The 24,729-nt window shown below is 62.9% G+C and carries 29 protein-coding genes; 10 read left to right on the top strand and 19 right to left on the bottom strand.

Features of this window, described 5'->3' with window-relative positions; all coding sequences use genetic code 11:
* Window positions 1-3 precede the first annotated feature (3 nt).
* The 3 genes from rsmD to AB7M32_RS02885 are packed head-to-tail and all read right to left on the bottom strand — an operon-like array spanning window position 4 to window position 3,453.
* Window positions 4-615: a 16S rRNA (guanine(966)-N(2))-methyltransferase RsmD gene (rsmD, locus tag AB7M32_RS02895; RefSeq protein WP_092170692.1), complete on the bottom strand. Its 612-nt coding sequence runs from the start codon at window positions 613-615 to the stop codon at window positions 4-6.
* Complete coding sequence (locus tag AB7M32_RS02890; protein WP_454249038.1) at window positions 615-2,105, bottom strand: M16 family metallopeptidase; 1,491 nt, start codon at window positions 2,103-2,105, stop codon at window positions 615-617. The genes rsmD and AB7M32_RS02890 overlap by 1 nt, the downstream gene beginning before the upstream one ends.
* Window positions 2,098-3,453 (bottom strand): M16 family metallopeptidase, encoded by a 1,356-nt coding sequence (locus AB7M32_RS02885; RefSeq protein WP_454249037.1) that lies wholly within the window; start codon window positions 3,451-3,453, stop codon window positions 2,098-2,100. The genes AB7M32_RS02890 and AB7M32_RS02885 overlap by 8 nt, the downstream gene beginning before the upstream one ends.
* A gap of 344 nt (window positions 3,454-3,797) precedes the next feature.
* On the opposite strand from AB7M32_RS02885, the gene ftsY reads away from it, so the two are divergent.
* The 4 genes from ftsY to rpoH all read left to right on the top strand — a co-directional run bounded on the left by ftsY (window position 3,798) and on the right by rpoH (window position 7,885).
* Complete coding sequence (ftsY, locus tag AB7M32_RS02880; RefSeq protein ID WP_454249036.1) at window positions 3,798-5,231, top strand: signal recognition particle-docking protein FtsY; 1,434 nt, start codon at window positions 3,798-3,800, stop codon at window positions 5,229-5,231.
* Window positions 5,228-5,899 carry a cell division ATP-binding protein FtsE gene (gene ftsE, locus AB7M32_RS02875; RefSeq protein ID WP_003177474.1) on the top strand — a complete coding sequence of 224 codons (672 nt, stop codon included), beginning with the start codon at window positions 5,228-5,230 and terminating at the stop codon, window positions 5,897-5,899. The genes ftsY and ftsE overlap by 4 nt, the downstream gene beginning before the upstream one ends.
* A complete protein-coding gene (gene ftsX, locus AB7M32_RS02870) occupies window positions 5,896-6,918 on the top strand; it encodes a permease-like cell division protein FtsX (RefSeq protein ID WP_454249035.1) in 1,023 nt (340 codons plus the stop codon). The genes ftsE and ftsX overlap by 4 nt, the downstream gene beginning before the upstream one ends.
* 112 nt (window positions 6,919-7,030) lie before the next feature.
* A complete protein-coding gene (gene rpoH, locus AB7M32_RS02865; RefSeq protein WP_003177476.1) occupies window positions 7,031-7,885 on the top strand; it encodes an RNA polymerase sigma factor RpoH in 855 nt (284 codons plus the stop codon).
* Window positions 7,886-8,084: 199 nt separating this feature from the next.
* Here rpoH and mtgA read toward each other — a convergent pair whose 3' ends face one another.
* Window positions 8,085-8,807 carry a monofunctional biosynthetic peptidoglycan transglycosylase gene (gene mtgA / locus AB7M32_RS02860; protein ID WP_454249034.1) on the bottom strand — a complete coding sequence of 241 codons (723 nt, stop codon included), beginning with the start codon at window positions 8,805-8,807 and terminating at the stop codon, window positions 8,085-8,087.
* Between the two features lie 73 nt (window positions 8,808-8,880).
* On the opposite strand from mtgA, the gene AB7M32_RS02855 reads away from it, so the two are divergent.
* From AB7M32_RS02855 to trmB, 4 genes are all read left to right on the top strand, one after another.
* Complete coding sequence (locus AB7M32_RS02855; protein WP_192262661.1) at window positions 8,881-9,252, top strand: DUF423 domain-containing protein; 372 nt, start codon at window positions 8,881-8,883, stop codon at window positions 9,250-9,252.
* A gap of 90 nt (window positions 9,253-9,342) precedes the next feature.
* A complete protein-coding gene (gene thiS, locus AB7M32_RS02850; protein WP_060740194.1) occupies window positions 9,343-9,543 on the top strand; it encodes a sulfur carrier protein ThiS in 201 nt (66 codons plus the stop codon).
* A 54-nt stretch (window positions 9,544-9,597) separates the two neighbouring features.
* The gene (locus tag AB7M32_RS02845; RefSeq protein WP_003177480.1) at window positions 9,598-10,392 is read left to right on the top strand and encodes a thiazole synthase; all 795 of its coding nucleotides are present in this window, start codon (window positions 9,598-9,600) and stop codon (window positions 10,390-10,392) included.
* A 9-nt stretch (window positions 10,393-10,401) separates the two neighbouring features.
* A complete protein-coding gene (gene trmB, locus AB7M32_RS02840; RefSeq protein ID WP_454249033.1) occupies window positions 10,402-11,127 on the top strand; it encodes a tRNA (guanosine(46)-N7)-methyltransferase TrmB in 726 nt (241 codons plus the stop codon).
* Between the two features lie 143 nt (window positions 11,128-11,270).
* On the opposite strand, the gene AB7M32_RS02835 is transcribed toward trmB, so the two are convergent.
* The 9 genes from AB7M32_RS02835 to AB7M32_RS02795 form a co-directional block, all read right to left on the bottom strand.
* Window positions 11,271-11,594, bottom strand: a complete 324-nt coding sequence (locus tag AB7M32_RS02835) for a DUF3392 domain-containing protein (protein ID WP_060740196.1) — start codon at window positions 11,592-11,594, stop codon at window positions 11,271-11,273.
* Window positions 11,595-11,612: 18 nt separating this feature from the next.
* Window positions 11,613-12,812, bottom strand: coding sequence for a radical SAM family heme chaperone HemW (hemW, locus tag AB7M32_RS02830; RefSeq protein ID WP_454249032.1), 1,200 nt, complete (start codon window positions 12,810-12,812; stop codon window positions 11,613-11,615).
* On the bottom strand, window positions 12,809-13,405 hold the full coding sequence (rdgB, locus tag AB7M32_RS02825; RefSeq protein ID WP_454249031.1) for an RdgB/HAM1 family non-canonical purine NTP pyrophosphatase: 597 nt from the start codon (window positions 13,403-13,405) through the stop codon (window positions 12,809-12,811). The genes hemW and rdgB overlap by 4 nt, the downstream gene beginning before the upstream one ends.
* Window positions 13,402-13,836 carry a DUF4426 domain-containing protein gene (locus tag AB7M32_RS02820; RefSeq protein ID WP_454249030.1) on the bottom strand — a complete coding sequence of 145 codons (435 nt, stop codon included), beginning with the start codon at window positions 13,834-13,836 and terminating at the stop codon, window positions 13,402-13,404. Before AB7M32_RS02820 ends, rdgB begins: the two co-directional genes overlap by 4 nt.
* A 25-nt stretch (window positions 13,837-13,861) precedes the next feature.
* Complete coding sequence (gene metW, locus AB7M32_RS02815; RefSeq protein WP_454249029.1) at window positions 13,862-14,482, bottom strand: methionine biosynthesis protein MetW; 621 nt, start codon at window positions 14,480-14,482, stop codon at window positions 13,862-13,864.
* A gap of 7 nt (window positions 14,483-14,489) precedes the next feature.
* A complete protein-coding gene (metX, locus tag AB7M32_RS02810) occupies window positions 14,490-15,629 on the bottom strand; it encodes a homoserine O-succinyltransferase MetX (protein ID WP_454249028.1) in 1,140 nt (379 codons plus the stop codon).
* Window positions 15,630-15,846: 217 nt separating this feature from the next.
* Window positions 15,847-16,437, bottom strand: a complete 591-nt coding sequence (locus tag AB7M32_RS02805) for a YggT family protein (protein WP_072405911.1) — start codon at window positions 16,435-16,437, stop codon at window positions 15,847-15,849.
* A gap of 10 nt (window positions 16,438-16,447) precedes the next feature.
* Window positions 16,448-17,266: a pyrroline-5-carboxylate reductase gene (proC, locus tag AB7M32_RS02800; protein WP_454249027.1), complete on the bottom strand. Its 819-nt coding sequence runs from the start codon at window positions 17,264-17,266 to the stop codon at window positions 16,448-16,450.
* A gap of 35 nt (window positions 17,267-17,301) precedes the next feature.
* A complete protein-coding gene (locus tag AB7M32_RS02795) occupies window positions 17,302-17,988 on the bottom strand; it encodes a YggS family pyridoxal phosphate-dependent enzyme (RefSeq protein WP_454249026.1) in 687 nt (228 codons plus the stop codon).
* Between the two features lie 54 nt (window positions 17,989-18,042).
* Between AB7M32_RS02795 and AB7M32_RS02790 the strand changes: the two genes are divergently transcribed.
* Window positions 18,043-19,077, top strand: coding sequence for a type IV pilus twitching motility protein PilT (locus tag AB7M32_RS02790; RefSeq protein WP_092170735.1), 1,035 nt, complete (start codon window positions 18,043-18,045; stop codon window positions 19,075-19,077).
* A 161-nt stretch (window positions 19,078-19,238) separates the two neighbouring features.
* Here AB7M32_RS02790 and AB7M32_RS02785 read toward each other — a convergent pair whose 3' ends face one another.
* Complete coding sequence (locus AB7M32_RS02785; protein ID WP_454249025.1) at window positions 19,239-19,850, bottom strand: C40 family peptidase; 612 nt, start codon at window positions 19,848-19,850, stop codon at window positions 19,239-19,241.
* Window positions 19,851-20,099: 249 nt separating this feature from the next.
* Between AB7M32_RS02785 and AB7M32_RS02780 the strand changes: the two genes are divergently transcribed.
* A complete protein-coding gene (locus AB7M32_RS02780; protein ID WP_072405906.1) occupies window positions 20,100-20,528 on the top strand; it encodes an NINE protein in 429 nt (142 codons plus the stop codon).
* A gap of 132 nt (window positions 20,529-20,660) precedes the next feature.
* Here AB7M32_RS02780 and AB7M32_RS02775 read toward each other — a convergent pair whose 3' ends face one another.
* The 5 genes from AB7M32_RS02775 to AB7M32_RS02755 form a co-directional block, all read right to left on the bottom strand.
* The gene (locus AB7M32_RS02775; protein ID WP_454249024.1) at window positions 20,661-21,932 is read right to left on the bottom strand and encodes a dihydroorotase; all 1,272 of its coding nucleotides are present in this window, start codon (window positions 21,930-21,932) and stop codon (window positions 20,661-20,663) included.
* Entirely contained in the window at window positions 21,929-22,933 is a 1,005-nt protein-coding gene (locus AB7M32_RS02770) for an aspartate carbamoyltransferase catalytic subunit (protein ID WP_003177495.1), read from the bottom strand. Before AB7M32_RS02770 ends, AB7M32_RS02775 begins: the two co-directional genes overlap by 4 nt.
* Window positions 22,934-22,957: 24 nt before the next feature.
* Window positions 22,958-23,464 (bottom strand): bifunctional pyr operon transcriptional regulator/uracil phosphoribosyltransferase PyrR, encoded by a 507-nt coding sequence (gene pyrR / locus AB7M32_RS02765; protein ID WP_454249023.1) that lies wholly within the window; start codon window positions 23,462-23,464, stop codon window positions 22,958-22,960.
* An 84-nt stretch (window positions 23,465-23,548) separates the two neighbouring features.
* Window positions 23,549-23,986, bottom strand: coding sequence for a Holliday junction resolvase RuvX (gene ruvX, locus AB7M32_RS02760; RefSeq protein WP_003177497.1), 438 nt, complete (start codon window positions 23,984-23,986; stop codon window positions 23,549-23,551).
* A complete protein-coding gene (locus tag AB7M32_RS02755; protein ID WP_092329700.1) occupies window positions 23,986-24,555 on the bottom strand; it encodes a YqgE/AlgH family protein in 570 nt (189 codons plus the stop codon). Before AB7M32_RS02755 ends, ruvX begins: the two co-directional genes overlap by 1 nt.
* Window positions 24,556-24,729: the final 174 nt, after the last annotated feature.

The raw sequence follows: 24,729 nt of genomic DNA, 5'->3' as shown, positions 1-24,729 counted from the left end.
CGTTCAGCCAATGTCCTTTGGCAAACGCTGCCACAACGCGTAATACACCCGTCCGGATTTCTGCTCGCGGTGCAAGCGCCAGTTACCCGGCAAGCCCAGAGTGGACGGGGCGGTCTCGCTTTCAGTGTAGACCCAGGCATCCTCGGCCAGCCACTGACGCTCCTCGAGCAAGGCGCAGACCGTTGGCAAAAGGTTCTGGTTGAAAGGAGGGTCCAGGAACACCAGGTCGAAAGGCGTTGCCGGTTGACTGTCCAGATAGCGCAGCGCGTCGGCGGTCTGCACCTGGCCGACGGTGCAACGCAGGGTGCCCAGGTGTTCCTTGAGGCTGGAGACCGCCAGGTTGCTGGCATCCAGCGCCTGGCCCATGGCGGCGCCACGGGACAGGGCCTCGAGAAACAATGCGCCGCTGCCGGCGAACGGGTCGAGCACCCGTGCGCCTGCCACGTAGGGCGCGAGCCAGTTGAACAGGGTTTCCCGTACGCGGTCCGGGGTGGGGCGCAACCCCGGGGCATCCGGGAAACTCAGGCGCCGGCTGCGCCATTCGCCGCCGATGATGCGCAACTGGTTCACACCGTTGTGCACGGGTTTCTTGCTGGAATTCGATGGACGGGCCATTAGTGCTCCGGAACCCCGAGCGGCTGCTCGGCAGGTTTGTCAGTAGGGGGCGGCAACGGCTTTTGCGGCACACTCGGGCCGGCGGTGACGATGACCATTTTGTCAGTGCTCAGGTGTTTGCTCAGCGCGGCCTTGACCTGCTCGACCGTCAGGTCCTGGGACTGGCGCATGAAGTCTTCCAGGTAGCTGAGCGGCAAGTCATAGAACCCCATGGCGCCGAGCTGACCGACGATGTCGGCATTGCTGGCGGTGGACAGTGGGAAGCTGCCCGCCAACTCACGCTTGGCGTCATCGAGTTCTTTCTGGGTCGGACCGTTCTTGAGGTAGTCGGCGAACACATCCTGCACCAGTTTCAAGGTACCTTCGCTCATTTCGGCACGGGTCTGCAGGTTGATCATGAACGGGCCGCGGGCTTGCATCGCCGTGAAGCCGGAATACACGCCATAGGTCAGGCCGCGTTTTTCGCGGACTTCAGTCATCAGTCGCGTACCGAAGCCACCGCCGCCGAGGATCTGGTTGCCCAGGGACACCGCGGCATAGTCCGGATCGTCTCGGTCGATGCCCAGTTGCGCGAGCATCAGATTGGTCTGCTTGGACGGGAACTCGATGTGGCCGATGCTTGCCTTCGGTTCCACCGGTGGCGGGGTTTTCGCCAGGGCCGGGCCTTTGGGCAGCGCGGCGGATACCTGGTTGGCAATCGCTTCGGCTTCGGCGCGGGACAAGTCCCCCACCAGTGCAATCACTGCGTTGCCGGCGGCATAGGCCTTGGCATGGAACGCCCGGGCCTGGGCCAGGGTGATCGGTGGAATGCTGTCGGCGGTGCCGTCGCTGGAGTGGGCGTAAGGATGATCGCCGTAGAGGCGCTTCATCAGTTCCAGGCCCGCCAGTTTGCCGGGGTTCTGCTTCTGGTATTCGAACCCGGCGAGCATCTGGTTCTTGATCCGGGCGAAGGAGTCGGCGGGGAAGGTCGGTTTGCCGACGACTTCGGCGAACAGCTTCAATGCCGGTTCACGCTTGTCGGCGGCGCTGAGACTGCGCAGGGACGCCACGGCCATGTCCCGATAGGCGCCGTTGCCGAAGTCCGCGCCGAGGCTTTCGAAGCCTTGGGCGATGGCGCTGACGTCCTTGCCGGCCACGCCTTCGTTGAGCATGGCGTTGGTCAGCAGGGCGAGGCCGGGGGCGTCGCCGTCCTGGCTGCTGCCGGCGGCGAAGGTCAGGCGCAGGTCGAACATCGGCAATTCCCGGGCTTCGACGAACAGCACCTTGGCGCCGTCAGCGGTTGTCCAGGTTTGCACGTCGAGCTGGCGCCGACTGGGGGCCTTGTCATTCAGTTCGGCCAAGGATTGCAGTTTGTTGCCGGACTTGGCTTTGTCCAATGCCTGGCTGGCGTTGGAGTTGCTGGACGGCGACAGGTAAAAGGCCAGGCCGCCGGCCAGGGCGAGCAATACCAGGCCGATTGGCACCAGGCGCGATGATTTGCGCTCACTCATGAGCTTTCTCCTCGGGCAGGACGTGCGCAACGCTCAGGCGCGAGCGGGTGAAATACAACTGGGCTGCCTTCTGGATGTCTTGCGGGGTCACGCTTTGCAGTTCGGCGAGTTCGGTGTCCATCAGCTTCCAGGACAAGCCGACGGTTTCCAGCTGGCCGATGGCGGTGGCCTGGCTGGTGATCGAGTCGCGCTCATACACCAGGCCGGCGATGACCTGGGCGCGCACGCGTTCCAGTTCCTCGGCGGTCGGGGCGGTGGTTTTCAACTGCTCAAGCAAGCGCCACAAGCCTGCTTCTGCCTGGGCGAGGGTTTTGTTTTTCTGTGTGTTGGGCGTCGCCGACAAGGTGAACAACGAGTCGCCGCGGGTGAAGGCGTCGTAGCTCGACGAGCCGCCGGACACTAATTCTTCGCCGCGCTCCAGTTGGGTCGGGATCCGGCCGCTGTAGCCGCCGTCCAGCAGGGCCGAGATCAGCCGCAACGCGTTGACCGAGGCCTTGTCCGTCGCGGTGGCGATGCTCGGCACGTTGAAGGCCAGCATCACGCTGGGCAGTTGGGTCTGCACGTGCAGGGTGATCTGGCGTTCGCCGGGTTCGGCCAGTTCAAGAGGGATTTTCGCGACCGGCACCGCGCGCCGGGCAATCGGGCCGAAATAACGCTGGGCCAGGGATTTGACCTCCTCCGGCGTCACGTCGCCAACCACCACCAGGGTCGCGTTGTTCGGGGTGTACCAGGACTCGTACCAGTGACGCAATTCCTCGACGGTCATCCGGTCCAGGTCGGCCATCCAGCCGATGGTCGGCGTGTGGTAGCCGCTGGCCGGGTAAGCCATGGCCTTGAAACGCTCGTAGGCCTTGGACATGGGCTTGTCGTCGGTGCGCATGCGGCGCTCTTCCTTGATCACCTCGATCTCGCGGCTGAATTCCTCCGGCGGCAGGCGCAGGCTGGCCATGCGGTCGGCTTCCAGTTCGAAGGCCACCCCCAGGCGGTCGCGGGCCAACACCTGGTAGTAGGCGGTGAAGTCGTCGCTGGTGAAGGCGTTCTCTTCGGCACCGAGGTCGCGCAGGATCAGCGACGCTTCGCCGGGACCGACTTTTTCACTGCCCTTGAACATCATGTGCTCAAGGGCGTGGGACAAACCGGTCTGGCCTGGCGTTTCGTAGCTGGAGCCCACCTTGTACCAGACCTGGGACACCACCACTGGCGCACGATGGTCTTCGCGCACGACGACCTTCAGGCCGTTGTCGAGGGTGAATTCATGGGTGGGTTGTGGGTCGGCAGCCAAGGCTGAAAAAGGCAGACAAACTGTGCTGAGCAGCAGGCCTGCGGCGCGGCGGGCAAGAGCATTCATTCGTGTTTAAACCTGTTGGGTTGCCTGCTAGGTCTTAGCCTCAGCGGGCGAGGAGGTGCTAGGATACTGATCCGTTTTACTGGCGGCCACGCCTATCGGGCCTTTTATCGGCCCGGGGTTGTCTGGGTTCTCCGCAGAAATGCTGGGTTTGCTCGTTGATCCCGGCGTTTTCGCCGATGATGCCGTACCAGTCCTTCGAAAAAATCGACTTTGAGGCGTCCTGGGGACGCTTCGACAAAATGTTGCGCGTGAACAAGCTGGATGAAACGCAGTCTGTTCAGCATTGAATATTTATCACCGAGGCGCCTTCGTGGCGCGTCGCTACCGTGAGATAGCCGTCCTCCATGTTTGGTTCCAACGACGACAAGAAGACCCCAGCCCCGGCTGGCGAGAAAAAAGGCCTGTTCGGATGGCTGCGCAAGAAGCCGCAGGATACCGTCGTCGAACAGCCACAAGCGCTGCCTGAGCCCGCCGCCGAGGCAGTGGCCGAAGAAGCCGCGCCCATTGTCCTGCCGATCGCCGAGCCGGTGCTGCAACCGGTCGAGCCTGAGCCCGTTGCCGAGCCGATGGTCGAGCAGCCGCTGACCCCGCCTGCCGAGCAAACGCCCTGGCTGACCTTGCCGGTGGCGGAAGAGCCTGTCGCGCTGGTGGAGGAAACGACGTCCCATATCACCCCGCCGATTCCAGCGCCGACACAGGTTGTCGAGGCGCCAGTCGTCGAAGCTGTCATTGAACCGCCAGCCGCCGTCGTTGCATCCGTGGTTGCGCCTGCCGCACCCGAGCCGGCACCTGCCGTGTTGGACACCATGGCTCCCGTCGAGCCCGTCCGCAGCGCTGAGGAAAACAAGGTCGGTTTCTTCGCCCGCCTCAAGCAGGGCCTGTCCAAGACCAGCGCCAGCATCGGCGAAGGCATGGCCAGCCTGTTCCTGGGCAAGAAAGTCATCGACGACGAATTGCTGGAGGACATCGAAACCCGCCTGCTGACCGCCGATGTCGGTGTCGAGGCCACCTCGGTGATCATCCAGAGCCTGACCCAGAAGGTCGCGCGCAAGCAGCTGACCGACGCCGATGCCCTGTATAAATCCCTGCAGGGCGAGCTGACCAGCCTGCTCAAGCCGGTGGAAAAGCCGCTGGTGATCGCCTCGCAGAACAAGCCGTTCGTGATCCTGGTCGTTGGCGTCAATGGCGCCGGCAAGACCACCACCATCGGCAAGCTGGCCAAGAAGCTGCAGCTCGAAGGCAAGAAAGTCATGCTTGCCGCCGGCGACACCTTCCGTGCCGCCGCGGTCGAACAGCTGCAAGTGTGGGGCGAGCGCAACAAGATCCCGGTGATCGCCCAGCACACCGGCGCCGACTCAGCTTCGGTGATCTTCGACGCCGTGCAGGCGGCCAAGGCCCGTGGCATCGATGTGCTGATCGCCGACACGGCCGGTCGCCTGCACACCAAAGACAACCTGATGGAAGAATTGAAGAAGGTGCGCCGGGTGATCGGCAAGCTCGACGCCGACGCACCCCACGAGGTGCTGTTGGTGCTGGACGCCGGTACCGGCCAGAACGCCATCAACCAGGCCAAGCAGTTCAACCAGACCGTCGAGCTGACCGGGCTGGCCCTGACCAAGCTCGACGGCACCGCCAAGGGCGGGGTGATTTTCGCCTTGGCCAAGCAGTTCGGCCTGCCCATTCGCTACATCGGCGTGGGCGAAGGCATCGACGACTTGCGCACCTTTGAAGCCGAGCCCTTTGTCCAGGCACTGTTTGCCGAACGGGAGCATTCATGATTCGTTTCGAACAGGTCGGTAAACGCTATCCGAACGGTCACGTCGGCTTGCATGAGCTGAGCTTTCGGGTCCGTCGGGGCGAGTTTCTGTTTGTCACCGGCCATTCCGGCGCCGGTAAAAGCACCTTGCTGCGCCTGTTGCTGGCGATGGAGCGGCCTTCCACCGGCAAACTGCTGCTGGCCGGCCAGGACCTGAGCACCATCAGCAATGCCCAGATCCCCTACCTGCGGCGGCAGATTGGCGTGGTGTTCCAGAATCACCAGTTGTTGTTCGACCGCACGGTGTTCAACAACGTGGCGTTGCCGTTGCAGATTCTTGGCCTGTCCAAGGCCGAGATCATCAAGCGTGTGGACTCGGCCCTGGAGCGCGTGGCCCTGTCGGACAAGACCGACCTGTACCCGGGCGACCTGTCCACCGGCCAGCAACAGCGCGTCGGCATCGCCCGTGCCATCGTCCATCGCCCAGCCTTGCTGCTGGCGGACGAGCCCACCGGTAACCTCGACCCGCGCCTGGCGGCGGAAATCATGGGCGTGTTCGAAGACATCAACCGCCTGGGCACCAGCGTGCTGATCGCCAGTCATGACCTGGCCCTGATCGCCCGCATGCGTCACCGCATGCTCACCTTGCAACGCGGTCGATTGATCGGTGACGGGGAGGCTGGCGTATGAGTGCTACTCGCAGCCCGAAAGTGGCCGAACGCGTGGCCCCGAAGGCCTCCGATCCGCAGCCGCAAAAGAAAAAGCGCGACGATGACGACGGCCCGGATTTCGCCACGCTGCTGCGCGCCTGGATCGAAAGCCATCGCGCCAGCCTGCTGGACAGCCTGCGGCGCCTGGGCAAGCAGCCCATCGGCAGCTTCTTTACCTGTATGGTGATGGCGGTCGCCTTGAGCCTGCCCATGGGCCTGTCATTATTGCTGAACAATGTGGAGCGCCTGGGCGGCTCCTGGCAGCGCGCGGCGCAGATTTCCCTCTACCTGCAGATGGACGCCAGTCCCGGCGAAGGCCAGGCATTGGGTGAGCAGATCAAGGCGATGCCGGGCGTGGCCGAAGCCGAGTACATCGGCCGCGAGCAGGCGCTGGAAGAGTTCCAGCAACAGTCCGGCCTGGGCGACGCGCTCAAGGAGCTGCCGGAGAACCCGCTGCCGGGCGTGGTGTTGGTGACGCCGAACGAGGTCGACAAGCCCGCCCTTGAAGCATTAAGACAAAGACTTTCCGAGTTGCCGAAGGTACAACAGGCGCAACTTGATCTAGTCTGGGTCGAGCGTCTTGCGGCGATCCTCAAGCTCGGCGACCGGTTTGTCTTCGGTCTGACGGTGCTGCTGGTTTCTGCATTACTTTTGGTGATAGGCAATACCATTCGTCTTCATATTGAAAACCGCCGCACCGAGATAGAAGTGATTAAACTCGTCGGCGGTACGGACAGTTATGTACGCAGGCCCTTCCTTTATATGGGGGCGCTGTATGGCTTCGGTGCGGGGATTCTGTCCTGGGGCGTATTGGCGTTTGGCCTGGACTGGCTAAACGATGCGGTAGTGGGGCTGGCCGGTTTGTACGGCAGTGATTTCGCGCTGGCCGGAGTGCCAGTCGCCGACGGTCTGTCGCTCTTGCTTGGCGCGGTGCTGTTGGGTTATATCGGTGCATGGATTGCGGTCGCACGCCACTTGCGTGAGCTTGCGCCAAAATAGTGTTTTTTGCGCGTATTGACCTTTCGGTTTTTGTGGGAACTTGTCTTAGGGTTCCCGGTCAATTTTCGCAGTGCTGAACTGCACGAGTTATGTGAGTCGGAGGTTTTTTCGTATGACCACTTCTTTGCAACCTGCTTATGCTCTGGTCCCGGGTGCGAACCTGGAGGCCTATGTGCACACGGTGAACAGCATCCCCTTGCTGACGCCCGAGCAGGAGCGTGAACTGGCCGAGAGTCTCTATTATGAGCAGGATCTTGAGGCGGCTCGGCAGATGGTGCTCGCCCACCTGCGTTTTGTCGTACATATCGCCCGCAGCTATTCCGGCTACGGGCTGGCCCAGGCCGACCTGATCCAGGAAGGCAACGTCGGCCTGATGAAGGCGGTCAAGCGCTTCAACCCGGAAATGGGTGTGCGCCTGGTGTCGTTCGCCGTGCACTGGATCAAGGCGGAAATCCACGAGTTCATCCTGCGCAACTGGCGCATCGTGAAAGTCGCGACCACCAAGGCCCAGCGCAAGCTGTTCTTCAACCTGCGCAGCCAGAAGAAGCGTCTGGCCTGGCTGAACAACGAAGAAGTCCACCGCGTGGCTGAAAGCCTGGGCGTAGAACCCCGGGAAGTGCGCGAGATGGAAAGCCGCCTGACCGGCCATGACATGGCCTTCGACCCGGCCGCCGAAGCGGACGACGACAGTGCTTTCCAATCGCCGGCCAACTACCTGGAAGACCACCGGTATGACCCGGCGCGTCAACTGGAAGACGCCGACTGGAGCGACAACTCCAACACCAACCTGCACGAAGCCCTGGAAGTGCTGGACGAACGCAGCCGCGACATCCTCTACCAGCGTTGGCTGGCCGAGGAAAAAGCCACGCTGCACGACCTGGCGCAGAAGTACAACGTGTCGGCCGAGCGGATTCGCCAGCTCGAGAAGAGCGCGATGAACAAGCTCAAGGTGTCGATTGCGGCTTGACCTGCGATAGCAGCCATAAAAAACGCCCCGAACAGTGATGATCGGGGCGTTTTTGTTCGGGCTCGATAATTTGAATTCACTGCTGACCCTGTGGGAGCGAGCTTGCTCGCGATGAGGCCATTACATTCAACATCAGTGTTGGCTGTCGAACCGCCATCGCGAGCAAGCTCGCTCCCACAAGGGATCCTCAGTGTCTGGGCTACTGCGCCCAAGGCGCCCGCCGCGCATGATCGAGCTCCAGCAGGTAGCTGTCACCCCCCAGCTGGCTCATCTGCTGGCGAATCCAGCCCGCCCGCCGCAGCACATAGGGGCTCGGCCGGCTGGCGCTCCATTTCCGCGGGTTGGGCAATACCGCCGCCAGCAGGCTGGCCTGTTGCCGGGACAAGGCGTCGGCGCTGGTGCGGAAGTGGTGGCGTGCTGCGGCTTCCGCTCCGAACACACCGTCATCCCACTCGACGCTGTTGAGGTACACCTCAAGGATCCGCTGCTTGGGCCAGAGCACCTCGATCAGCGCGGTGAACCAGGCCTCCAGGCCTTTGCGCAGCCAACTGCGGCCCGACCACAGGAACAGGTTCTTGGACACTTGCTGGCTGAGGGTGCTGGCGCCGCGAATCGAACCGCCACGCCCATTGTGAGCGAAGGCGGCCTGGATCGCGCCAATGTCGAAGCCCCAGTGTTCGGGGAATTTCTGGTCTTCACCAGCGATCACCGCCACCTTGAGGCTGTCGGAAATCCGGTCCCAAGGCTGCCAGCTGCGTTGCAGGTCGATCGGCTCACCGCCGAACCAGGATTCAACCTTGCGCTCGATCATCAGCGCGGTGAACGGCGGCGGCACCACGCGAAACAGCAGCACCAGCACGACGCTGCCGACGGCGAACCAGAGCAGGGCTTTAAGGAATCGTCGAAACAATAAACGCAGCATAGAGATGGCTTGGCCGAACCCGTCGAGCGGGCCATTATACAGACCCTGCCCACCGAGTCTGACTGGAGTTCCCATGTTGCGTAGCTTTCTGATGCTGGCGGCTTTTTTCGGCTTCACAGGCGTGGCGCTGGGAGCATTTGCCGCCCATGGCCTGAAAAATCGCCTGAGCGCCGATTACCTGGCGATTTTCCACACCGGCGTCACCTACCAACTGGTGCACACCCTGGCGTTGCTGGGCGTTGCGTTGCTGGCCACGCACATTCCTGGGCGCGTCGTCACTTGGGCCGGGATTTCGTTTGTCATCGGCATCCTGTTGTTCTCCGGCAGCCTGTACCTGCTGACGCTCACAGGCATCAGCAAGCTGGGCATCATCACCCCGTTGGGCGGTGTGGCGTTCCTGATCGGCTGGTTGTGCCTCGGGCTTGCCGCCTGGCGGCTGGGCTGACCTGCCGGTCCATTTCATGACGAATGGCTTGGGTCGCCCTGACTGATCGGGCTAGAATGCCAGCCCCTAAAAATGATGGCGGCATCCGGCATGCGCATTCAGTTGAACGGCGAACCCCTTGAACTGCCCGACGGCGAAACCGTTGCGGCCCTGCTGACCCGTCTGGAACTCGCTGGACGTCGCGTCGCGGTGGAGCTCAATCTGGATATCGTCCCGCGCAGCCAGCACGCCGAAACCACGTTGAACGACGGCGATTCGGTCGAAGTGGTCCACGCCATCGGTGGCGGCTAGTCGCCTCGGTTTCGCAGCATTTCGCAAGAACCTCACCCCAACAGAGGATTTCCCATGAGCATCGTTCGTAGCGACAAGCCCTTCGTCCTGGCCGGTCGTACCTACCAGTCGCGCTTGCTGGTAGGCACCGGCAAATACCGCGACATGGAAGAAACCCGCCTGGCCATCGAGGCCTCGGGCGCCGAGATCGTGACCGTCGCCGTGCGCCGGACCAACATCGGCCAGAACCCGGGCGAACCGAACCTGCTGGATATCCTGCCGCCGGATCGCTACACCATCCTGCCGAACACCGCCGGTTGCTTCGACGCCATCGAGGCCGTGCGCACCTGTCGCCTGGCCCGTGAACTGCTCGATGGCCACAACCTGGTGAAGCTGGAAGTGCTGGCGGACCAGAAAACTCTGTTCCCCAACGTGATCGAAACCCTCAAGGCCGCGGAAACCCTGGTCAAGGAAGGTTTCGACGTGATGGTCTACACCAGCGATGATCCGATCATTGCCCGTCAACTGGCGGAAATCGGCTGCATCGCGGTCATGCCGCTGGCCGGCCTGATCGGTACTGGCCTGGGGATCTGCAACCCGTACAACCTGCAGATCATCCTGGAAGAAGCCAAGATCCCGGTGTTGGTGGATGCCGGTGTCGGCACCGCCTCCGACGCCACTATCGCCATGGAGCTGGGTTGCGAAGCGGTGCTGATGAACTCGGCTATCGCCCACGCCCAGCAGCCCATCCTGATGGCCGAAGCCATGAAACACGCTATCGTTGCCGGTCGCCTGGCGTACCTGGCCGGCCGCATGCCGAAAAAACTTTACGCCAGCGCCTCCTCGCCGCTGGATGGTCTGATCAAGTAAGAGCCATTGATGACTGAATCGAACGACACGCCGGTCCTGCCGGAAGACGGCGAAGAGCGCCAGCACCGCCGCATCAAGAGTTTCGTGATGCGCGCCGGGCGCATGACTGAAGGCCAGCAGCGCGGCCTGGAGCAGGGCGCGCCGCTGTTTGTCCTGCCCCTGGCCGATGCGCCGGTGGATTTTGACCAGGTGTTCGGCCGCTCGGCCCCGCGCTCGCTGGAAATCGGCTTCGGCATGGGCCACTCGTTGCTGGAAATGGCCGCCGCTTCGCCGGAGCAGGATTTCATCGGGGTGGAAGTCCACCGTCCCGGTGTCGGTGCGCTGCTCAACGGCGTCCTGACCCAGGGGTTGACCAATCTGCGGGTCTACGATTGCGACGCCATCGAAGTGCTCAACCGCTGCGTGGCCGACAACAGTCTCGACCGGCTGATGCTGTTCTTCCCGGACCCTTGGCACAAAAGCCGGCACCACAAGCGCCGTATCGTCCAGGCGTCGTTCGCTGAACTGGTGCGCAGCAAGTTGAAGGTCGGCGGTGTGCTGCACATGGCCACCGACTGGGAACCCTACGCCGAGTACATGCTGGAAGTGATGAACGTCGCCCCGGGTTATCGCAACCTGGCCGAAGACGGCAAGTGCGTGCCGCGCCCGGCCGAACGGCCGATCACCAAGTTCGAGCGTCGTGGCGAACGGCTAGGGCATGGGGTTTGGGATTTGAAGTTCGAGAAGGTGGCGTAAGCACCGAAGATCCTGCTGAAATGGGATCCCCTGTGGGAGCGAGCTTGCTCGCGATGAGGGCATGACATCCAACATCAATGTTGACTGTTATACCGCCATCGCGAGCAAGCTCGCTCCCACATTTGTTTCTGGTGTGCCCTGGATCAGCGCCGATCCGCCACCACGCCAATCAATACCAGCACCACCAACAACACCGGCGCCAGGCTGTAGTTGTTGAACTGGCTCAAGCCCCTGACGATCCATGGCGTGGCATAGATCAGCGCGGCACCGCTGCCGATCATGCACAGCAGGGCGATCAAGGGGACGCGCAAGGCGCCGGCGATGCTGCCCAGGCGTTGGTCGACCCAGCCCTTGATGTCGGCACCAAACAGCACCAGCAGGCAGCCTACCAATGCCAGGGAGATTTCCGACAGGTTGCTGCGGCTCCAGCGGGACACGGTGGCCAGCAGGTCGAGTACCAGATCCATTCGATTTCCTTGTGTTGATCAGCTCAGAAATGTCTGCAGCAAGTCATTGAGAAACAGCTGTCCGCGCTCGGTGGCCGCCAGACGTGTCGGTTCGACCTGCAACAACCCGCTTTGTTCGGCCTCGCGCCGGCCTTCGGCCAGGCTTTGCAGGGGCAGCCCGGTGCGTTCCGGGTACAGTCGCGCGTCCACGCCTGCGGTCAGGCGCAGGGCGTTCATCAGGAACTCGAACGGCAGTTCTTCATTGGCCAGGGTTTTCTCGCCAGCCTGGAAGCTTTTGGCCGGATTGAGGTAGTCCTTGGGCAGGCGGGTCTTCCAGGTGCGCACGATGCGCCCGTCCGGATGGCTGAGCTTGCCGTGGGCGCCGGCGCCGATGCCAATGAAGTCGCCGAAGCTCCAGTAGTTGAGGTTATGCCGCGCCGCCCGGCCGGGCTGGGCGTAGGCCGAGACTTCGTATTGGGTGTAGCCGTGTTCGGCCAGCAAGGCCTGCCCGGCTTCCTGGATGTCCCACAGCGTGTCGTCTTCGGGCAAGGTCGGCGGCTGATTCCAGAACACCGTGTTCGGTTCCAGCGTCAACTGGTACCAGGACACGTGGGTCGGCTTCAAGGCAATGGCTTGGCGCAGGTCACTTAAGGCATCGTCGAGGGACTGGTCGGGCAGGCCGTGCATCAGGTCCAGGTTGAAGTTGTCGAACCCGGCCTGGCGGGCCATGCCGGCGGCGCGTATCGCTTCGTCACCGTTATGGATCCGCCCCAGGGCTTCGAGCTTGGCCTGCTGGAAGCTCTGGATGCCGATGGACAGGCGGTTGATGCCCAAGGCCCGGTAAGCGACGAATTTTTCTTGCTCGAACGTGCCAGGGTTGGCTTCCAGGGTGATTTCGATGTCCTGGGCGAACGGTATCCGCGCTTCGACCCCCTTGAGCAGCCGGCCCAGGGCTTGGGCACTGAACAGGCTTGGTGTACCGCCGCCGAAGAAGATCGAGCTCAGTTCACGGCCATGAACCCCATGCAGGTCCTGGTCTAGATCGGCCAGCAAGGCGTCGACGTATTCCTCTTCCGGCAGCTGCGCACTGGCAGTGTGAGAGTTGAAATCGCAATAGGGGCATTTGCGTACGCACCACGGGATGTGGATGTACAACGCCAGGGGCGGCAGCACCGGCAGCGGCGCCCGAGGGGGTTGTGCACGGCCATGGATCAGGGGTGCGGGGACGTCATCGGTCATTGCAGGCCCAGGCGTTGACGCAGCAGAACCATGGCGCGGGCGCGGTGGCTCAGCTGGTTTTTTTCCACCGGGCCCAGTTCGGCGCTGGAGCAGTTGCGCTCCGGCACCCAGAACAGCGGGTCGTAGCCGAAACCGTGTTCGCCGCTCGCTTCGGTGAGGATGCGCCCGTGCCACAGGCCTTCGCAGAGGATCGGCAGCGGATCGTCGGCGTGGCGCACCAGGGCCAGCACACACACGAACTGCGCGCCGCGCTCGGCTTCGGGCACGTCCTTGAGGGCGTCGAGCAGCTTGGCGTTGTTCGCCGCGTCACCTTTGCCGTCAGCGTAACGGGCCGAGTAAATGCCCGGTGCGCCGCCGAGGAAGTCCACGGCCAGCCCGGAATCGTCGGCCAGCGCCGGCAGGCCCGAAATACGCGCGGCATTGCGGGCCTTGAGGATGGCGTTCTCGACGAACGAGAGGCCGGTTTCGTCCGGTTCCACCTGGCTGAATTCGCCAATCGAGCGCAACTGCACCGACCCGCCGAGCATGGCCTGCAGTTCCTTGAGTTTGCCGGCGTTGTGGCTGGCCAGTACGAGTTGGGTGAGATTCATCATTCGCCGGGGAACAGTTCCTGGTTGAAGTTGAGGGTGTTGATCTTGTCGCCGGTTTTCACCTTGATTTCAAAGGTGCGGGTTTCCTGTTGGTCCACTGGATACTGGGCGATGTAATAGATCGCGCCTTGTTCGGTGACCTGGCGGAAGGAGAGGGGGACTGTCTTGCTGGTCAGGTCCTTCACCGTGCCGCTGACATCGGCGATCAATGGCTTGCCGCTTTTGATCACCGAGACATTGATCACACCTTGGTTTTTGCTGCGAATCAGCTCGGCAGCCTTGGCGATGTCCGGCGTCAGGAAGGTGGAGTTGAACGTGTTGTAGTGCACGGTGATATCACCGAACACTTCCTTGCGCTCAGCCTTGATGACGTCGGCGGCCATGGCGCCAACGCTCAGGCAAGCGGTGATGAGAAACAACGCTAGACGTTTCATGTCGTGCTCCTGGAGAGGCCGGGTCTTACACCGCGACCTGGTAATCGGCAAGGCTTGGGCTGCTGACCCGATAGATGCCTATTTCACCTAACAGATTAGGCCATAGCTTGCTGGCCCACCCGTGGCGGTGCTGCTGGTCCACGGCCAGGCGATCGATGACCTTGGCTTCACGTTCGCGGCACAGCGCTTCGAAATCCTTGAAGGTGCAGAAGTGGATGTTCGGCGTGTTGTACCAGGTGTAGGGCAGGAAATCCGAAACCGGCATACGCCCCTTGCTCGCCAGGTACCAACGGCAGCGCCAGTGGCCGAAGTTGGGGAAGGTGATGATGCACTGGCGCCCGACCCGCAGCATTTCATCGAGGATCTTGTCCGGGTAGTGCACCGCTTGCAGGGCTTGGGTCATGACCACGATGTCGAAGCTGTTGCTGGCGAAGTTGCCCAGGCCCTTGTCCAGGTCCTGCTCGATGACGTTGATGCCCTTGGCGACGCACTCGGCAATGTTGTCCGGGTCGTTTTCCAGGCCGTAGCCGGTGACCTGTTTGTTGTCCCGCAGCCAGGTCAGCAGTTCGCCGTTGCCGCAGCCCAGGTCGAGCACGCGGCTGCCGGCGGGGATCCATTCCTGGATGATGTCCAGATCGGCTCTCATGGCGTCCTCACAGCGTTATACGGTTCATGTAGTTGCCGAACGCCTGCAGGTAGCGCGGGATCGGGATCAAAAAGGCGTCGTGGCCCTGGGGCGCATCGATTTCCAGGTAGCAGACGTCCTTGCGCGCGGCCATCAGCGCGTCCACCAGCTCCCGCGAGCGCGCCGGGGAGAAGCGCCAGTCGGTGGTGAACGACATCACGCAGAACTTGGCGGTGGCATTGGCGAAAGTTTTCGCCAGGTCATCGTCGAAGTTCGCCGCCGGATCGAAGTAGTCCAGGGCCTTGGTCATCAACAGGTAGGTGTTGGCGTCGAAACGCCCGGAGAACTCTTCACCCTGATAGCGCAGGTAGCTCTCGACCTGGAACTCGACGCTGTGGAAGTCGTAGTTGAGCTTTTCGCTCTTGAGGCCACGGCCGAATTTCTCACCCATGGAGTCGTCGGAGAGGTAGGTGATGTGCCCGACCATCCGCGCCAGCATCAGCCCGCGCTTGGGAATCACGCCGTGCTCCTGGAACGAACCGCCGTGAAATTCGGGGTCGGTGAGGATCGCCTGGCGCGCCACTTCGTTGAAGGCGATGTTTTGCGCCGACAGCTTGGGGGCCGAGGCGATTGCCAGGCAGTGGCGCACGCGGTCCGGGTAGGTGATGGTCCATTGCAGGGCCTGCATGCCCCCCAGGCTGCCGCCGATCACGGCGGCCCACTGGCCGATACCGAGGCGGTCGGCCAGGCGGGCCTGGCTGTGGACCCAGTCTTCCACGGTCAGCACCGGGAAATCGGCACCGAAGGGCTTGCCGGTGTCCGGGTTGAGGCTGCTGGGGCCGGTGGAACCGTTGCAGCCGCCCAGGTTGTTCAGGCTGACCACGAAGAACTTGCTGGTGTCGATGGGCTTGCCCGGGCCGATGCAACTGTCCCACCAGCCGGGCTTGCGCTCGTCGATGCTGTGGTAGCCGGCGGCGTGGTGATGCCCCGACAAAGCGTGGCAAATCAGCACGGCATTGCTCGCCGTGGCATTGAGGGTGCCGTAGGTTTCGTAGATCAGGTCATAGGCTGGCAACGAACGGCCGCAGGCCAGGGCCAGGGGCTCGCTGAAATGCGCCGTTTGCGGCGTCACCAGACCAACGGAATCGGGGGGAAAGGCAGCTGGCATCGACCCTGCTCGCGTTGAAATGAGGCGTAAGTCTAAAGACCGCTGTGGCGGGCGGCAAGCAAAGGGCGGCGCTGATTCTTCGGTGAACGTAGACCCTGTGGGAGCAGGGCTTGCCCGCGATGGGGGCGATGCGGTCTTTTGGGGACCGAGGCGCCTGTTTCGCGAGCAAGCTTTGCTCCCACAGAGAGAGTTGCTGACTGATCAGGCCGGTAGCGGGTCAGATCAGCAGCCGCAGGATTTCCGGCATCATGGTCATCGCCGCCAGGTTGTTGATCACCAGCATGTCGATCAGCTTGAGCACCATGAACGCCAGGATCGGCGAGATATCCAGGCCACCCAGGTTCGGCACGATGCGGCGGAACGGCGCCAGGGCCGGCTCGCAGATCTGGTTCACCAGTTCGGCCCCCGGGTTATGGCTGCCCGGCGCGACCCACGACAGGATCACGCTGATGATCATGGCGAAGAAGAAAATCTTCAGGAACAGCGCGGTCACGCCAATGATCGACCAGATCAGCAATTGCAGCGGGTTGCCGGTGGTGCCGTAGGTCAGCAGCAGGGTCAGGGCCATCAGCGCCAGTTGCACGAGGATCGCCAGGACCAGCGACGACATGTCCAGGCCGAACAGGCTCGGGATGATCCGGCGCAACGGCTTGAGCAGCGGCTGGGTGGCCTTGACGATGAACTGGCACAGCGGGTTGTAGAAGTTGGCGCGCACCAGTTGCAGCACGAAACGCAGCAGCACGATCAGCAAGTACAGGCTGCCGAGGGTTTGCAGCACATAGACCGCTGCAGTGTTCAATCCAATCATGAATGGCTCCTTATTGGCCCAGTTGTTCGGCCATTTCGGCCGAGCGGTGCGCGGCGGCGCCGAGTGCTTTTTCCACCAGGGCTTCGAAGCCCCCGGCCTGGAACGATTTGATGGCCGCTTCGGTGGTGCCGGCCGGCGAGGTCACGCGACGACGCAGCTCGGCCGCATCGACGTCGCTCGACACCGCCATGTGTGCGGCACCGAGGGCGGTCTGCAAGGTCAGCTGGGCGGCGGTTTCCCGCGGCAGGCCAAGCTTTTCGCCAGCGGCGGTCATGGCTTCGATCAACAGGAAGAAGTACGCCGGGCCCGAGCCGGAGACGGCGGTGACCGCGTCCAGTTGCTGTTCGGTGTTCAGCCACAGGGCCAGGCCGACGGCCGACAGCAGCGTTTCGGCCTGCTGGCGTTGCTCGGCGCTCACGCGTGGCGTGGCGAACAGGCCGCTGACGCCCTGACGCAGCAGCGCCGGAGTGTTGGGCATGCAGCGTACGATCGGCTGCTCGCCGAGCCAGTTGTTCATGCTGGCGCAGGTGATGCCGGCGGCAATCGACACCACCAGTTGATGGGGCTTGAGGCTGGGGCGAAGGGTTTCGCAGACAGTTTTCATCGCTTGCGGCTTGACCGCCAGCACGATGACGTCGGCACCGTCGATGGCCTGGGCATTGTCGGCGAAGGTTTCGATGCCGTGCTCGGCACTCACTCGGGTGCGGGTCTCTTCACCCGGATCGCTGGCGCGGATCAGCGAAGCATCCAGGCCCTTGGCCCGCAGGCCGCCGATCAGGCTGGCGGCCATGTTGCCGGCGCCGATGAAGGCAATACGCGTGTTGCTCATGACAGGTCCTTATAAAGAGATGAGTCGGTCATGGTTCAGGATTGACCGTAGTCGCGGGCACCAAACAGGGCAGTACCGATGCGCACCCAGGTGGCGCCCTGGGCAATGGCCGCCTCGAGGTCGTGGCTCATGCCCATGGAAAGCGTGTCCAGCGGCAGTGCCAGGCTGGCTTGCAGGCGTTGAACGGCGGCGAAGGCTGCATCCTGGGCGGCACGCTCTTCGGTGGGTTCGGGAATCGCCATCAGCCCGCGCAGCTTCAGGCGCGGCAAAGCGCTGATGGCGCTGGCCAGGGCGGGCAGGTCCGCCGGGGTGCAGCCGGATTTGCTGGCTTCACCGCTGACGTTGACCTGGATGCAGATGTTCAGCGGCGGCAACTCGGCCGGGCGCTGCTCGGACAGGCGCTGTGCAATTTTCAAACGATCCACGGAATGCACCCAGTCGAAGTGTTCGGCGATAGCGCGCGTCTTGTTCGATTGAATGGGGCCGATGAAGTGCCAGATCAAGGGCAGGTCGGTCAATTCGACCTGTTTGCCCAGGGCCTCTTGCAGGTAGTTCTCGCCGAAGTCCCGCAGGCCGGCGGCATAGGCCTCACGCAGGGCCTGGGCGGGCTTGGTCTTGCTCACGGCCAGCAGTTGGACACTGCCTTCGGCACGTTGGGCGGTCTGCTCCGCCGTGCGGATGCGCGAACTAACCTGAGCAATGTTGTCTGCTATCGTGGACATAAAGGAAGCGCCAGCGGTGAGGTTCGCGGCATTCTACTGGAATTGAGGAGCGCTATGGATATCACTGAACTGCTGGCGTTCAGCGCCAAACAAGGGGCATCGGATCTGCACCTGTCCGCCGGGCTGCCGCCGATGATCCGCGTGGATGGCGATGTACGGCGGATCAACCTGCCGGCGCTGGACCACAAGCAGGTCCATGAACTGATCTACGACATCATGAACGACCGGCAACGGGTGGATTACGAAAAGTTTCTGGAGACTGACTTTTCCTTCGACGTGCCGGGCGTCGCGCGATTCCGGGTCAACGCCTTCAACCAGAATCGCGGCGCGGGGGCGGTGTTCCGGACCATTCCGTCGAAAGTCCTGACCATGGAAGACCTGGGGATGGGCGAGGTGTTTCGCAAGGTGACCGAATCGCCGCGCGGGCTGGTGCTGGTGACCGGGCCGACCGGTTCGGGCAAGTCCACCACCCTGGCGGCCATGATTGACTACCTCAACAGCCATAAGCACCATCACATCCTCACCATCGAAGACCCTATCGAATTCGTTCACGAACCGCGCAAGTGCTTGATCAACCAGCGCGAGGTGCATCGCGACACCCAAAGCTTCTCCACGGCCCTGCGTTCAGCCCTGCGGGAGGATCCGGACGTGATCCTGGTGGGCGAGATGCGCGATCTGGAAACTATCCGCCTGGCACTGACCGCCGCCGAAACCGGGCACCTGGTGTTCGGCACCCTGCACACCACCTCGGCGGCCAAGACCATCGACCGGGTGGTGGATGTGTTCCCCGGCGACGAGAAGTCCATGGTGCGCTCGATGCTGTCAGAGTCATTGCAGGCGGTGATTTCCCAGACGTTGATCAAGAAAATCGGTGGGGGCCGGATTGCCGCGCACGAGATCATGCTGGGCACTTCGGCCATTCGGAACCTGATCCGCGAAGACAAAATCGCGCAGATGTACTCATCGATCCAGACCGGCGGTTCGCTGGGGATGCAGACGCTGGATATGTGTTTGAAGGACTTGGTGAGCAAAGGCTTGATCAGCCGTGAGCATGCTCGGGAGAAGGCGCGGACGCCGGATAACTTCTAGGGGATCTGCGAGGGGATTTGCAGCGCTTTTGCAGGCCCCATCGCGAGCAAGCTCACTCCCACACTTGATTTTCAGTGTTCACAGAGATTGTGTCCGCCGCAAATCAAATGTGGGAGCGAGCTTGCTCGCGATGGGGCATTAGCTATGACACAAATGCTTGATCAGCGCTGAACCACGCGCAGCGCACCAGGCTCTTTGGGCAGCACTCGCTTGGCGACCACGTAGTGGGTGTCCCAGTACGGTTTGTTCAAGGTGTCGATGGTTACCGACTTGCCACGGCGTGGGGCGTGGATGAAACGGTCGTTGCCCAGGTAGATGGCCACGTGGTTGACCCGGCGGCTCTTGAGCTTGAAGAAGATCAGGTCGCCGGGCTTGAGATCCTTGCGCTCGACCTTCTCACCGTGACCGGCGGCCATGGCGTTGGACGTGCGCGGCAGGTCGAACGTGGCGTCGTTGAAAGCGTATTTCACCAACCCGCTGCAATCGAAGCCTTTACTTGGGCTGCTGCCGCCCCAACGATAAGGTGTGCCGAGTACATTCACGGCGCGGCTCAGCACGTTGCTGCTCGCTTTGGTCGCCATGGGCGGCACCAGCTTGCTGTTGGCCGTGCTCATGCGCTTGACGCTTGGCTTGTTCTTGCTCGAAGGAGCAGAAACATGGGATTTCGGGGTGTAGCCGTTGACGTTGGGAAGACGTTGCTCACGATTGGTGGCGTGGGCGGCCAGTGGCAATAATAGGCAGATGGTTAGCCATGTCTTGAAAAATGGACGCATTAGGCAAGGCTCTTAAAGGTTAGCGCGCAACTTTATAACAGCTTTTTTTGCCATTCCGAGGCCGTTTGTCGATTCGAAACCCAGCGTAAACCCTGCACAATGGCGACAATTGGGCTTGATTGTCCGACATAACCCCCGTGTCACGGGCATTTCCCCGGTTTGCGTCGCCCAGGACCGCTTGTCGGCGAGACACAAAAAAGTCACAAAAAGTCCGAACAAATTTTTCTATCGAGGCAAAAGAGGCCATTCATGAACAGCTATCAGCAGGACGCAATCCGCGATACCCACAGCAAAGTCATTGGGTATCTGCTGTGGATTTTCGGTTTTACCGGCGCCCACCGTTTCTATTACGGCAAGCCGGTCACGGGCACGATCTGGTTCTTCACCTTCGGCCTGCTGGGCATCGGTTGGCTGATCGACCTGTTCCTGATCCCGGCCATGGACCGCGAGGCGGACCTGCGTTTTACCCCGGGGCCGATCGAGTACAGCGTGGCTTGGATTCTGCTGACGTTTCTCGGGGTGCTGGGCGTACATCGGATGTATCAGGGCAAGTGGATCAGCGGGATTATTTACCTGCTGACCGGCGGGGTGTTTTTCCTCGGGGTGCTGTATGACTTCTGGACGCTGAACGATCAGGTCTCGATTCGTAATGCGCAGAAGCGGGGGGCTTTTCACTAAGTCGGCTAGACCGAGTCGCCTGCATTCGCGAGCAAGCCCGCTCCCACACGGGATCCGCTGTGAACACATGATGTGTGAACACCTCAGATCCAATGTGGGAGCGGGCTTGCTCGCGAAGCAGGCGACGCGGTATCAGGCCTGGTGAGTGATCCGCCCATCCATCAGGGTATAGCGCACCACCCCTGGCAGGCTGTGACCGAGGAACGGGCAGTTGTCGCCCTTGGAGCGCCAGGCTTCACCGGCCACGGTGGACGCAGCTGGGTCGAACAGCACCAGGTCCGCCGCGGCGCCCACCGCCAGTTTCCCCGCCGGCAATTGCAGCGCCTGGGCCGGGCCGGCGCTCAGGCGGGCCAGCAAGGTCGGCAGGTCCAGCAAGCCGTCTTCCACCAGCGTCAGGGCCAGCGGCAGCAGCAGTTCGACGCTGCTGATGCCCGGCTCGGTGGCGCCGAACGGGGCCAGCTTGGCATCTCGCTCATGGGGTTGGTGATGACTGGAGATGGCCGAGATCACTCCGGACTTCACCGCCTCGCGCAGGCCATCGCGGTCGGCGCGGGTGCGCAGCGGCGGCTGGACATGGTAGACGCTGTTGAAGTCGATCAGCGCCTCGTCGGTCAGGATCAGCTGGTACAGCGCCACATCGGCGGTCACCGGCAAGCCGCGGGCCTGGGCCTGGGCGATCAACGCCGCGCCGCGGGCGCTGGTCAGCTGGCTGAAGTGGGCGCGCACGCCGCTTTGTTCCACCAACAGCAGGTCCCGGGCCAGGGCCACGGTCTCGGCGGTTTCCGGGATGCCCGGCAGGCCGAGGAAGCTGGCGGTCGGGCCTTCGTGGGCCAGGCCACCTTCGGCCAGGTCGTGATCCTGGGAGTTGAAGATCACCGTCAGGCCGAAGGTCGCCGCGTATTCCAGGGCGCGGCACAGGGTGCGGGTGTTGCGGAAACTGTTCAGGCCGTTGCCGAACGCCACGCAACCGGCGTCACGCAGGGCGATGAGTTCGGCCAGTTGCTCGCCGTCGAGGCCTTTGCTCAGTGCGCCAATCGGGAAGACCTTGGTGTTGCCGGCTTCGCGGGCGCGGTCGAGGATCAGTTCGGCCACGGCCGAGGTGTCCAGCACCGGTTTGGTCTGCGGCGGGCAGCACAGGCTGGTCACGCCACCGGCAGCGGCGGCCCGGGTTTCGCTGACGATGCTGCCTTTGCGGCTGTAGCCCGGTTCGCGCAGGGCGACGTTCAGGTCCACCAGGCCGGGAGCAGCCACCAGGCCTTGGGCGTCGAGGGTGTCGACCGCGACAAAACCCGTCGGTGCCGCGCCAAGGGCGACGATCTTGCAGGCATCGATATGAATGTCAGTCACTTGATCCAGGCCACTGGCTGGATCGATCACGCGTGCGCCGAGAATGCTGAGCTTCACTGGGCGTTCTCCTGGTCGAATTGGCGCTGGGCCGTTTGCCCGCTCATGGCCATGGACAGCACGGCCATGCGGATGGCGATGCCGTAGGTCACCTGGTTGAGAATTACCGAGTGCGGCCCGTCGGCCACCGCCGACTCGATCTCCACGCCGCGGTTGATCGGCCCCGGGTGCATGACGATGGCATCCGGCTTGGCTCCGGCCAGGCGCGCCGTGGTCAGGCCGAACAGACGGTAGAACTCGCCTTCGCTGGGCAGCAGGCCGCCGGTCATGCGCTCGCGTTGCAGGCGTAGCATGATCACCACGTCCACATCCTTGAGGCCTTCGGTCATGTCGGTGTAGACCTTTACGCCGTATTGCTCGACGCCGATGGGCAGCAGGGTTTTCGGTGCGATCACGCGGATGTCCGGGCAACCGAGGGTCTTGAGGGCCAGCATGTTCGAGCGGGCGACCCGCGAGTGCAGGATGTCGCCGACGATGGCCACCGACAGGTTCTCGAAGCTGCCCTTGTGCCGGCGGATGGTCAGCATGTCGAGCATGCCCTGGGTCGGGTGGGCGTGACGGCCGTCGCCGCCGTTGATGATCGCCACTTGCGGGCACACGTGTTCGGCAATGAAATGCGCTGCGCCGGAGTCGCCGTGGCGCACGACGAACATGTCGGCGGCCATGGCTTCCAGGTTGCGCAAGGTGTCGAGCAGGGTTTCGCCCTTGCTCGCCGAGGACGTGGACACGTTCAAGGTGATCACGTCCGCCGACAGGCGCTGGGCCGCCAGTTCGAAGGTGGTGCGGGTGCGGGTGGAGTTTTCGAAGAACACATTGCACACGGTCTTGCCGCGCAGCAACGGGACCTTCTTCACTGCCCGGGCACCGACTTCGAGGAACGAGTCGGCAGTGTCGAGGATTTCCGTCAACAGCTCGCGGCGCAGGCCGTCGAGGGACAGGAAGTGCCGCAGCTGGCCCTGATCGTTGAGCTGCAGCGGGCGCTTGGTTTCGAGAGGCGTCATCGCGATGGACTCTTACAAGGGCAGTTAAAGGGCAAGGTCTTGCAGTTCGAGTTGCAGCGGCGACGGCCCGGAGAGCTTGACCCGCTCATGGGCGGCCAGCGTCAGGGTCGCGCCCACCACGTTCGGCCGGATCGGCAGCTCGGCGGCCTCCAGGTCCAGCAGGCATACCAGGGTCACGCTGGCCGGGCGACCGTAGTCGAACAGTTCGTTCATGGCGGCGCGGATGGTTCGGCCGCTCATCAGCACGTCGTCGATCAGCACCAGGTGCTGGCCTTCGATCTCGAACGGCAGCGCCGAGGGGCGTACTTGCGGGTGCAGGCCGTTCTGGCTGAAGTCATCGCGGTAGAAGGACACATCCAGGGTGCCCAGCGGCGATTGGCTACCCAGTGCTTCGAGCAAGGCCTGGGCGACCCAGACGCCACCGGTGCGAATGCCGATGTAGCGCGGTTCGCGGATGCCGCGTTGTTCCAGGTGTGCCGTGAGACGAATCGCCATCTGGCTGATCAGTTCGGCAGGATTGGGCAGGCTCATGCTGGCTCCTTCAGGTTCCCGGGCCGGTGGTGAGTGGCGCGGTCTATCGCTAAGAGAAAGCGCCTTGGCGGCGCTTTCAAAAAATCAGGTTTCGAACAGGGCGGCGTTGGCGTCGAGCCAGCCTTGCAGCAGCAGGGCGGCGGCGATGGCGTCCACCGGGTTGTCGCGGTAGCTGCCTTTCTGCCCGCCGCGCACCAGGCGCTCGCCCTTGGCCTCGAAGGTGGTCAGGCGCTCGTCATGGGTATAGAAGGGCAGGTTGTAGCGGCCATTGAGTCGGCGGGCGAACTTTTCGGCCCGCAGGCACATGTCGCTGGGCGTGCCGTCCATGTTCAGCGGCAGGCCGACCACCACGGCATCGGGTTTCCATTCCTTGATCAGCGCTTCGACCTGGTTCCAGTCCGGAACACCATTCTGCGCCTTCAAGGTGCACAACTCGCGGGCCTGGCCGGTAATGACCTGGCCGACCGCCACGCCGATCTGTTTGGTGCCGTAATCGAAGCCCAGCAACAAGCGCAGGGCCATCAGGCGTGTCCTGCCTGGCTGGTGAGCAGGCTGAGGTTGACCCCCAACCGGCTGGCCGCCGCTTCCAGGCGCAATTCGCTGCTGGTATTGAACAGGATGTCGGCGTCGAACGGGCAGGTCAGCCAGGCGTTGTCGGCCAGCTCGGCTTCCAGTTGGCCCGGTTCCCAACCGGCATAGCCGAGGGCGATCAGGCTTTTCTGCGGGCCGACGCCGTCGGCGATGGCGAACAGCACGTCTTGGGAGGTGGACAGCGACAAGCCGTCCAGGTCCACCGTGGCCTGGTATTTGGGGCCCGACGGATGGAGCACGAAGCCGCGGTCGGTTTGCACCGGGCCGCCGATGAAAATCGGCACGTGCTGGCACAAGAGTGGCGGTTCGACCTCGGGCCGCAGTTGCTCAAGAATGTCCGCCAGGCTCAGCTCCTGCGGGCGATTGATCACCAGCCCCATGGCCCCATTGGCCGTGTGCTCGACGATGTAGGTCAAGGTATGGGCAAAGTTCGGATCGGCCATGTGCGGCATGGCAATCAGGAAGTGATGCTTGAGGTAGGTGGGGCTGACGTTTTTCATAGGCGCTAGTGTGGCGGCGCAGGGCCGAACTGACAAGCTGGGGATGTGCAAGAAGTCCCCCGATCTGGCCGGCGACACCGATCAAATGTGGGAGCGGGCTTGCTCGCGAAGGGGCCCGTGTAACCGATAGATCTCTTGCGGCAGGACCGCCGTCTTCGCGGGCAAGCCCGCTCC

It is taken from the genome of Pseudomonas sp. R151218B TE3479, assembly GCF_053629195.1.
The sequence above is the reverse complement of the archived record's forward strand: the minus strand, read 5'-3'. Positions and strand labels throughout refer to the sequence as shown.

What these genes read in the sequence shown, in the direction of transcription:
- rsmD (WP_092170692.1), bottom strand. Translation starts at nt 615, where the DNA reads ATGGCCCGTCCATCGAATTCCAGCAAGAAACCCGTGCACAACGGTGTG.
- AB7M32_RS02890 (WP_454249038.1), bottom strand. Translation starts at nt 2,105, where the DNA reads ATGAGTGAGCGCAAATCATCGCGCCTGGTGCCAATCGGCCTGGTATTG.
- AB7M32_RS02885 (WP_454249037.1), bottom strand. Translation starts at nt 3,453, where the DNA reads ATGAATGCTCTTGCCCGCCGCGCCGCAGGCCTGCTGCTCAGCACAGTT.
- ftsY (WP_454249036.1), top strand. Translation starts at nt 3,798, where the DNA reads ATGTTTGGTTCCAACGACGACAAGAAGACCCCAGCCCCGGCTGGCGAG.
- ftsE (WP_003177474.1), top strand. Translation starts at nt 5,228, where the DNA reads ATGATTCGTTTCGAACAGGTCGGTAAACGCTATCCGAACGGTCACGTC.
- ftsX (WP_454249035.1), top strand. Translation starts at nt 5,896, where the DNA reads ATGAGTGCTACTCGCAGCCCGAAAGTGGCCGAACGCGTGGCCCCGAAG.
- rpoH (WP_003177476.1), top strand. Translation starts at nt 7,031, where the DNA reads ATGACCACTTCTTTGCAACCTGCTTATGCTCTGGTCCCGGGTGCGAAC.
- mtgA (WP_454249034.1), bottom strand. Translation starts at nt 8,807, where the DNA reads ATGCTGCGTTTATTGTTTCGACGATTCCTTAAAGCCCTGCTCTGGTTC.
- AB7M32_RS02855 (WP_192262661.1), top strand. Translation starts at nt 8,881, where the DNA reads ATGTTGCGTAGCTTTCTGATGCTGGCGGCTTTTTTCGGCTTCACAGGC.
- thiS (WP_060740194.1), top strand. Translation starts at nt 9,343, where the DNA reads ATGCGCATTCAGTTGAACGGCGAACCCCTTGAACTGCCCGACGGCGAA.
- AB7M32_RS02845 (WP_003177480.1), top strand. Translation starts at nt 9,598, where the DNA reads ATGAGCATCGTTCGTAGCGACAAGCCCTTCGTCCTGGCCGGTCGTACC.
- trmB (WP_454249033.1), top strand. Translation starts at nt 10,402, where the DNA reads ATGACTGAATCGAACGACACGCCGGTCCTGCCGGAAGACGGCGAAGAG.
- AB7M32_RS02835 (WP_060740196.1), bottom strand. Translation starts at nt 11,594, where the DNA reads ATGGATCTGGTACTCGACCTGCTGGCCACCGTGTCCCGCTGGAGCCGC.
- hemW (WP_454249032.1), bottom strand. Translation starts at nt 12,812, where the DNA reads ATGACCGATGACGTCCCCGCACCCCTGATCCATGGCCGTGCACAACCC.
- rdgB (WP_454249031.1), bottom strand. Translation starts at nt 13,405, where the DNA reads ATGATGAATCTCACCCAACTCGTACTGGCCAGCCACAACGCCGGCAAA.
- AB7M32_RS02820 (WP_454249030.1), bottom strand. Translation starts at nt 13,836, where the DNA reads ATGAAACGTCTAGCGTTGTTTCTCATCACCGCTTGCCTGAGCGTTGGC.
- metW (WP_454249029.1), bottom strand. Translation starts at nt 14,482, where the DNA reads ATGAGAGCCGATCTGGACATCATCCAGGAATGGATCCCCGCCGGCAGC.
- metX (WP_454249028.1), bottom strand. Translation starts at nt 15,629, where the DNA reads ATGCCAGCTGCCTTTCCCCCCGATTCCGTTGGTCTGGTGACGCCGCAA.
- AB7M32_RS02805 (WP_072405911.1), bottom strand. Translation starts at nt 16,437, where the DNA reads ATGATTGGATTGAACACTGCAGCGGTCTATGTGCTGCAAACCCTCGGC.
- proC (WP_454249027.1), bottom strand. Translation starts at nt 17,266, where the DNA reads ATGAGCAACACGCGTATTGCCTTCATCGGCGCCGGCAACATGGCCGCC.
- AB7M32_RS02795 (WP_454249026.1), bottom strand. Translation starts at nt 17,988, where the DNA reads ATGTCCACGATAGCAGACAACATTGCTCAGGTTAGTTCGCGCATCCGC.
- AB7M32_RS02790 (WP_092170735.1), top strand. Translation starts at nt 18,043, where the DNA reads ATGGATATCACTGAACTGCTGGCGTTCAGCGCCAAACAAGGGGCATCG.
- AB7M32_RS02785 (WP_454249025.1), bottom strand. Translation starts at nt 19,850, where the DNA reads ATGCGTCCATTTTTCAAGACATGGCTAACCATCTGCCTATTATTGCCA.
- AB7M32_RS02780 (WP_072405906.1), top strand. Translation starts at nt 20,100, where the DNA reads ATGAACAGCTATCAGCAGGACGCAATCCGCGATACCCACAGCAAAGTC.
- AB7M32_RS02770 (WP_003177495.1), bottom strand. Translation starts at nt 22,933, where the DNA reads ATGACGCCTCTCGAAACCAAGCGCCCGCTGCAGCTCAACGATCAGGGC.
- pyrR (WP_454249023.1), bottom strand. Translation starts at nt 23,464, where the DNA reads ATGAGCCTGCCCAATCCTGCCGAACTGATCAGCCAGATGGCGATTCGT.
- ruvX (WP_003177497.1), bottom strand. Translation starts at nt 23,986, where the DNA reads ATGGCCCTGCGCTTGTTGCTGGGCTTCGATTACGGCACCAAACAGATC.
- AB7M32_RS02755 (WP_092329700.1), bottom strand. Translation starts at nt 24,555, where the DNA reads ATGAAAAACGTCAGCCCCACCTACCTCAAGCATCACTTCCTGATTGCC.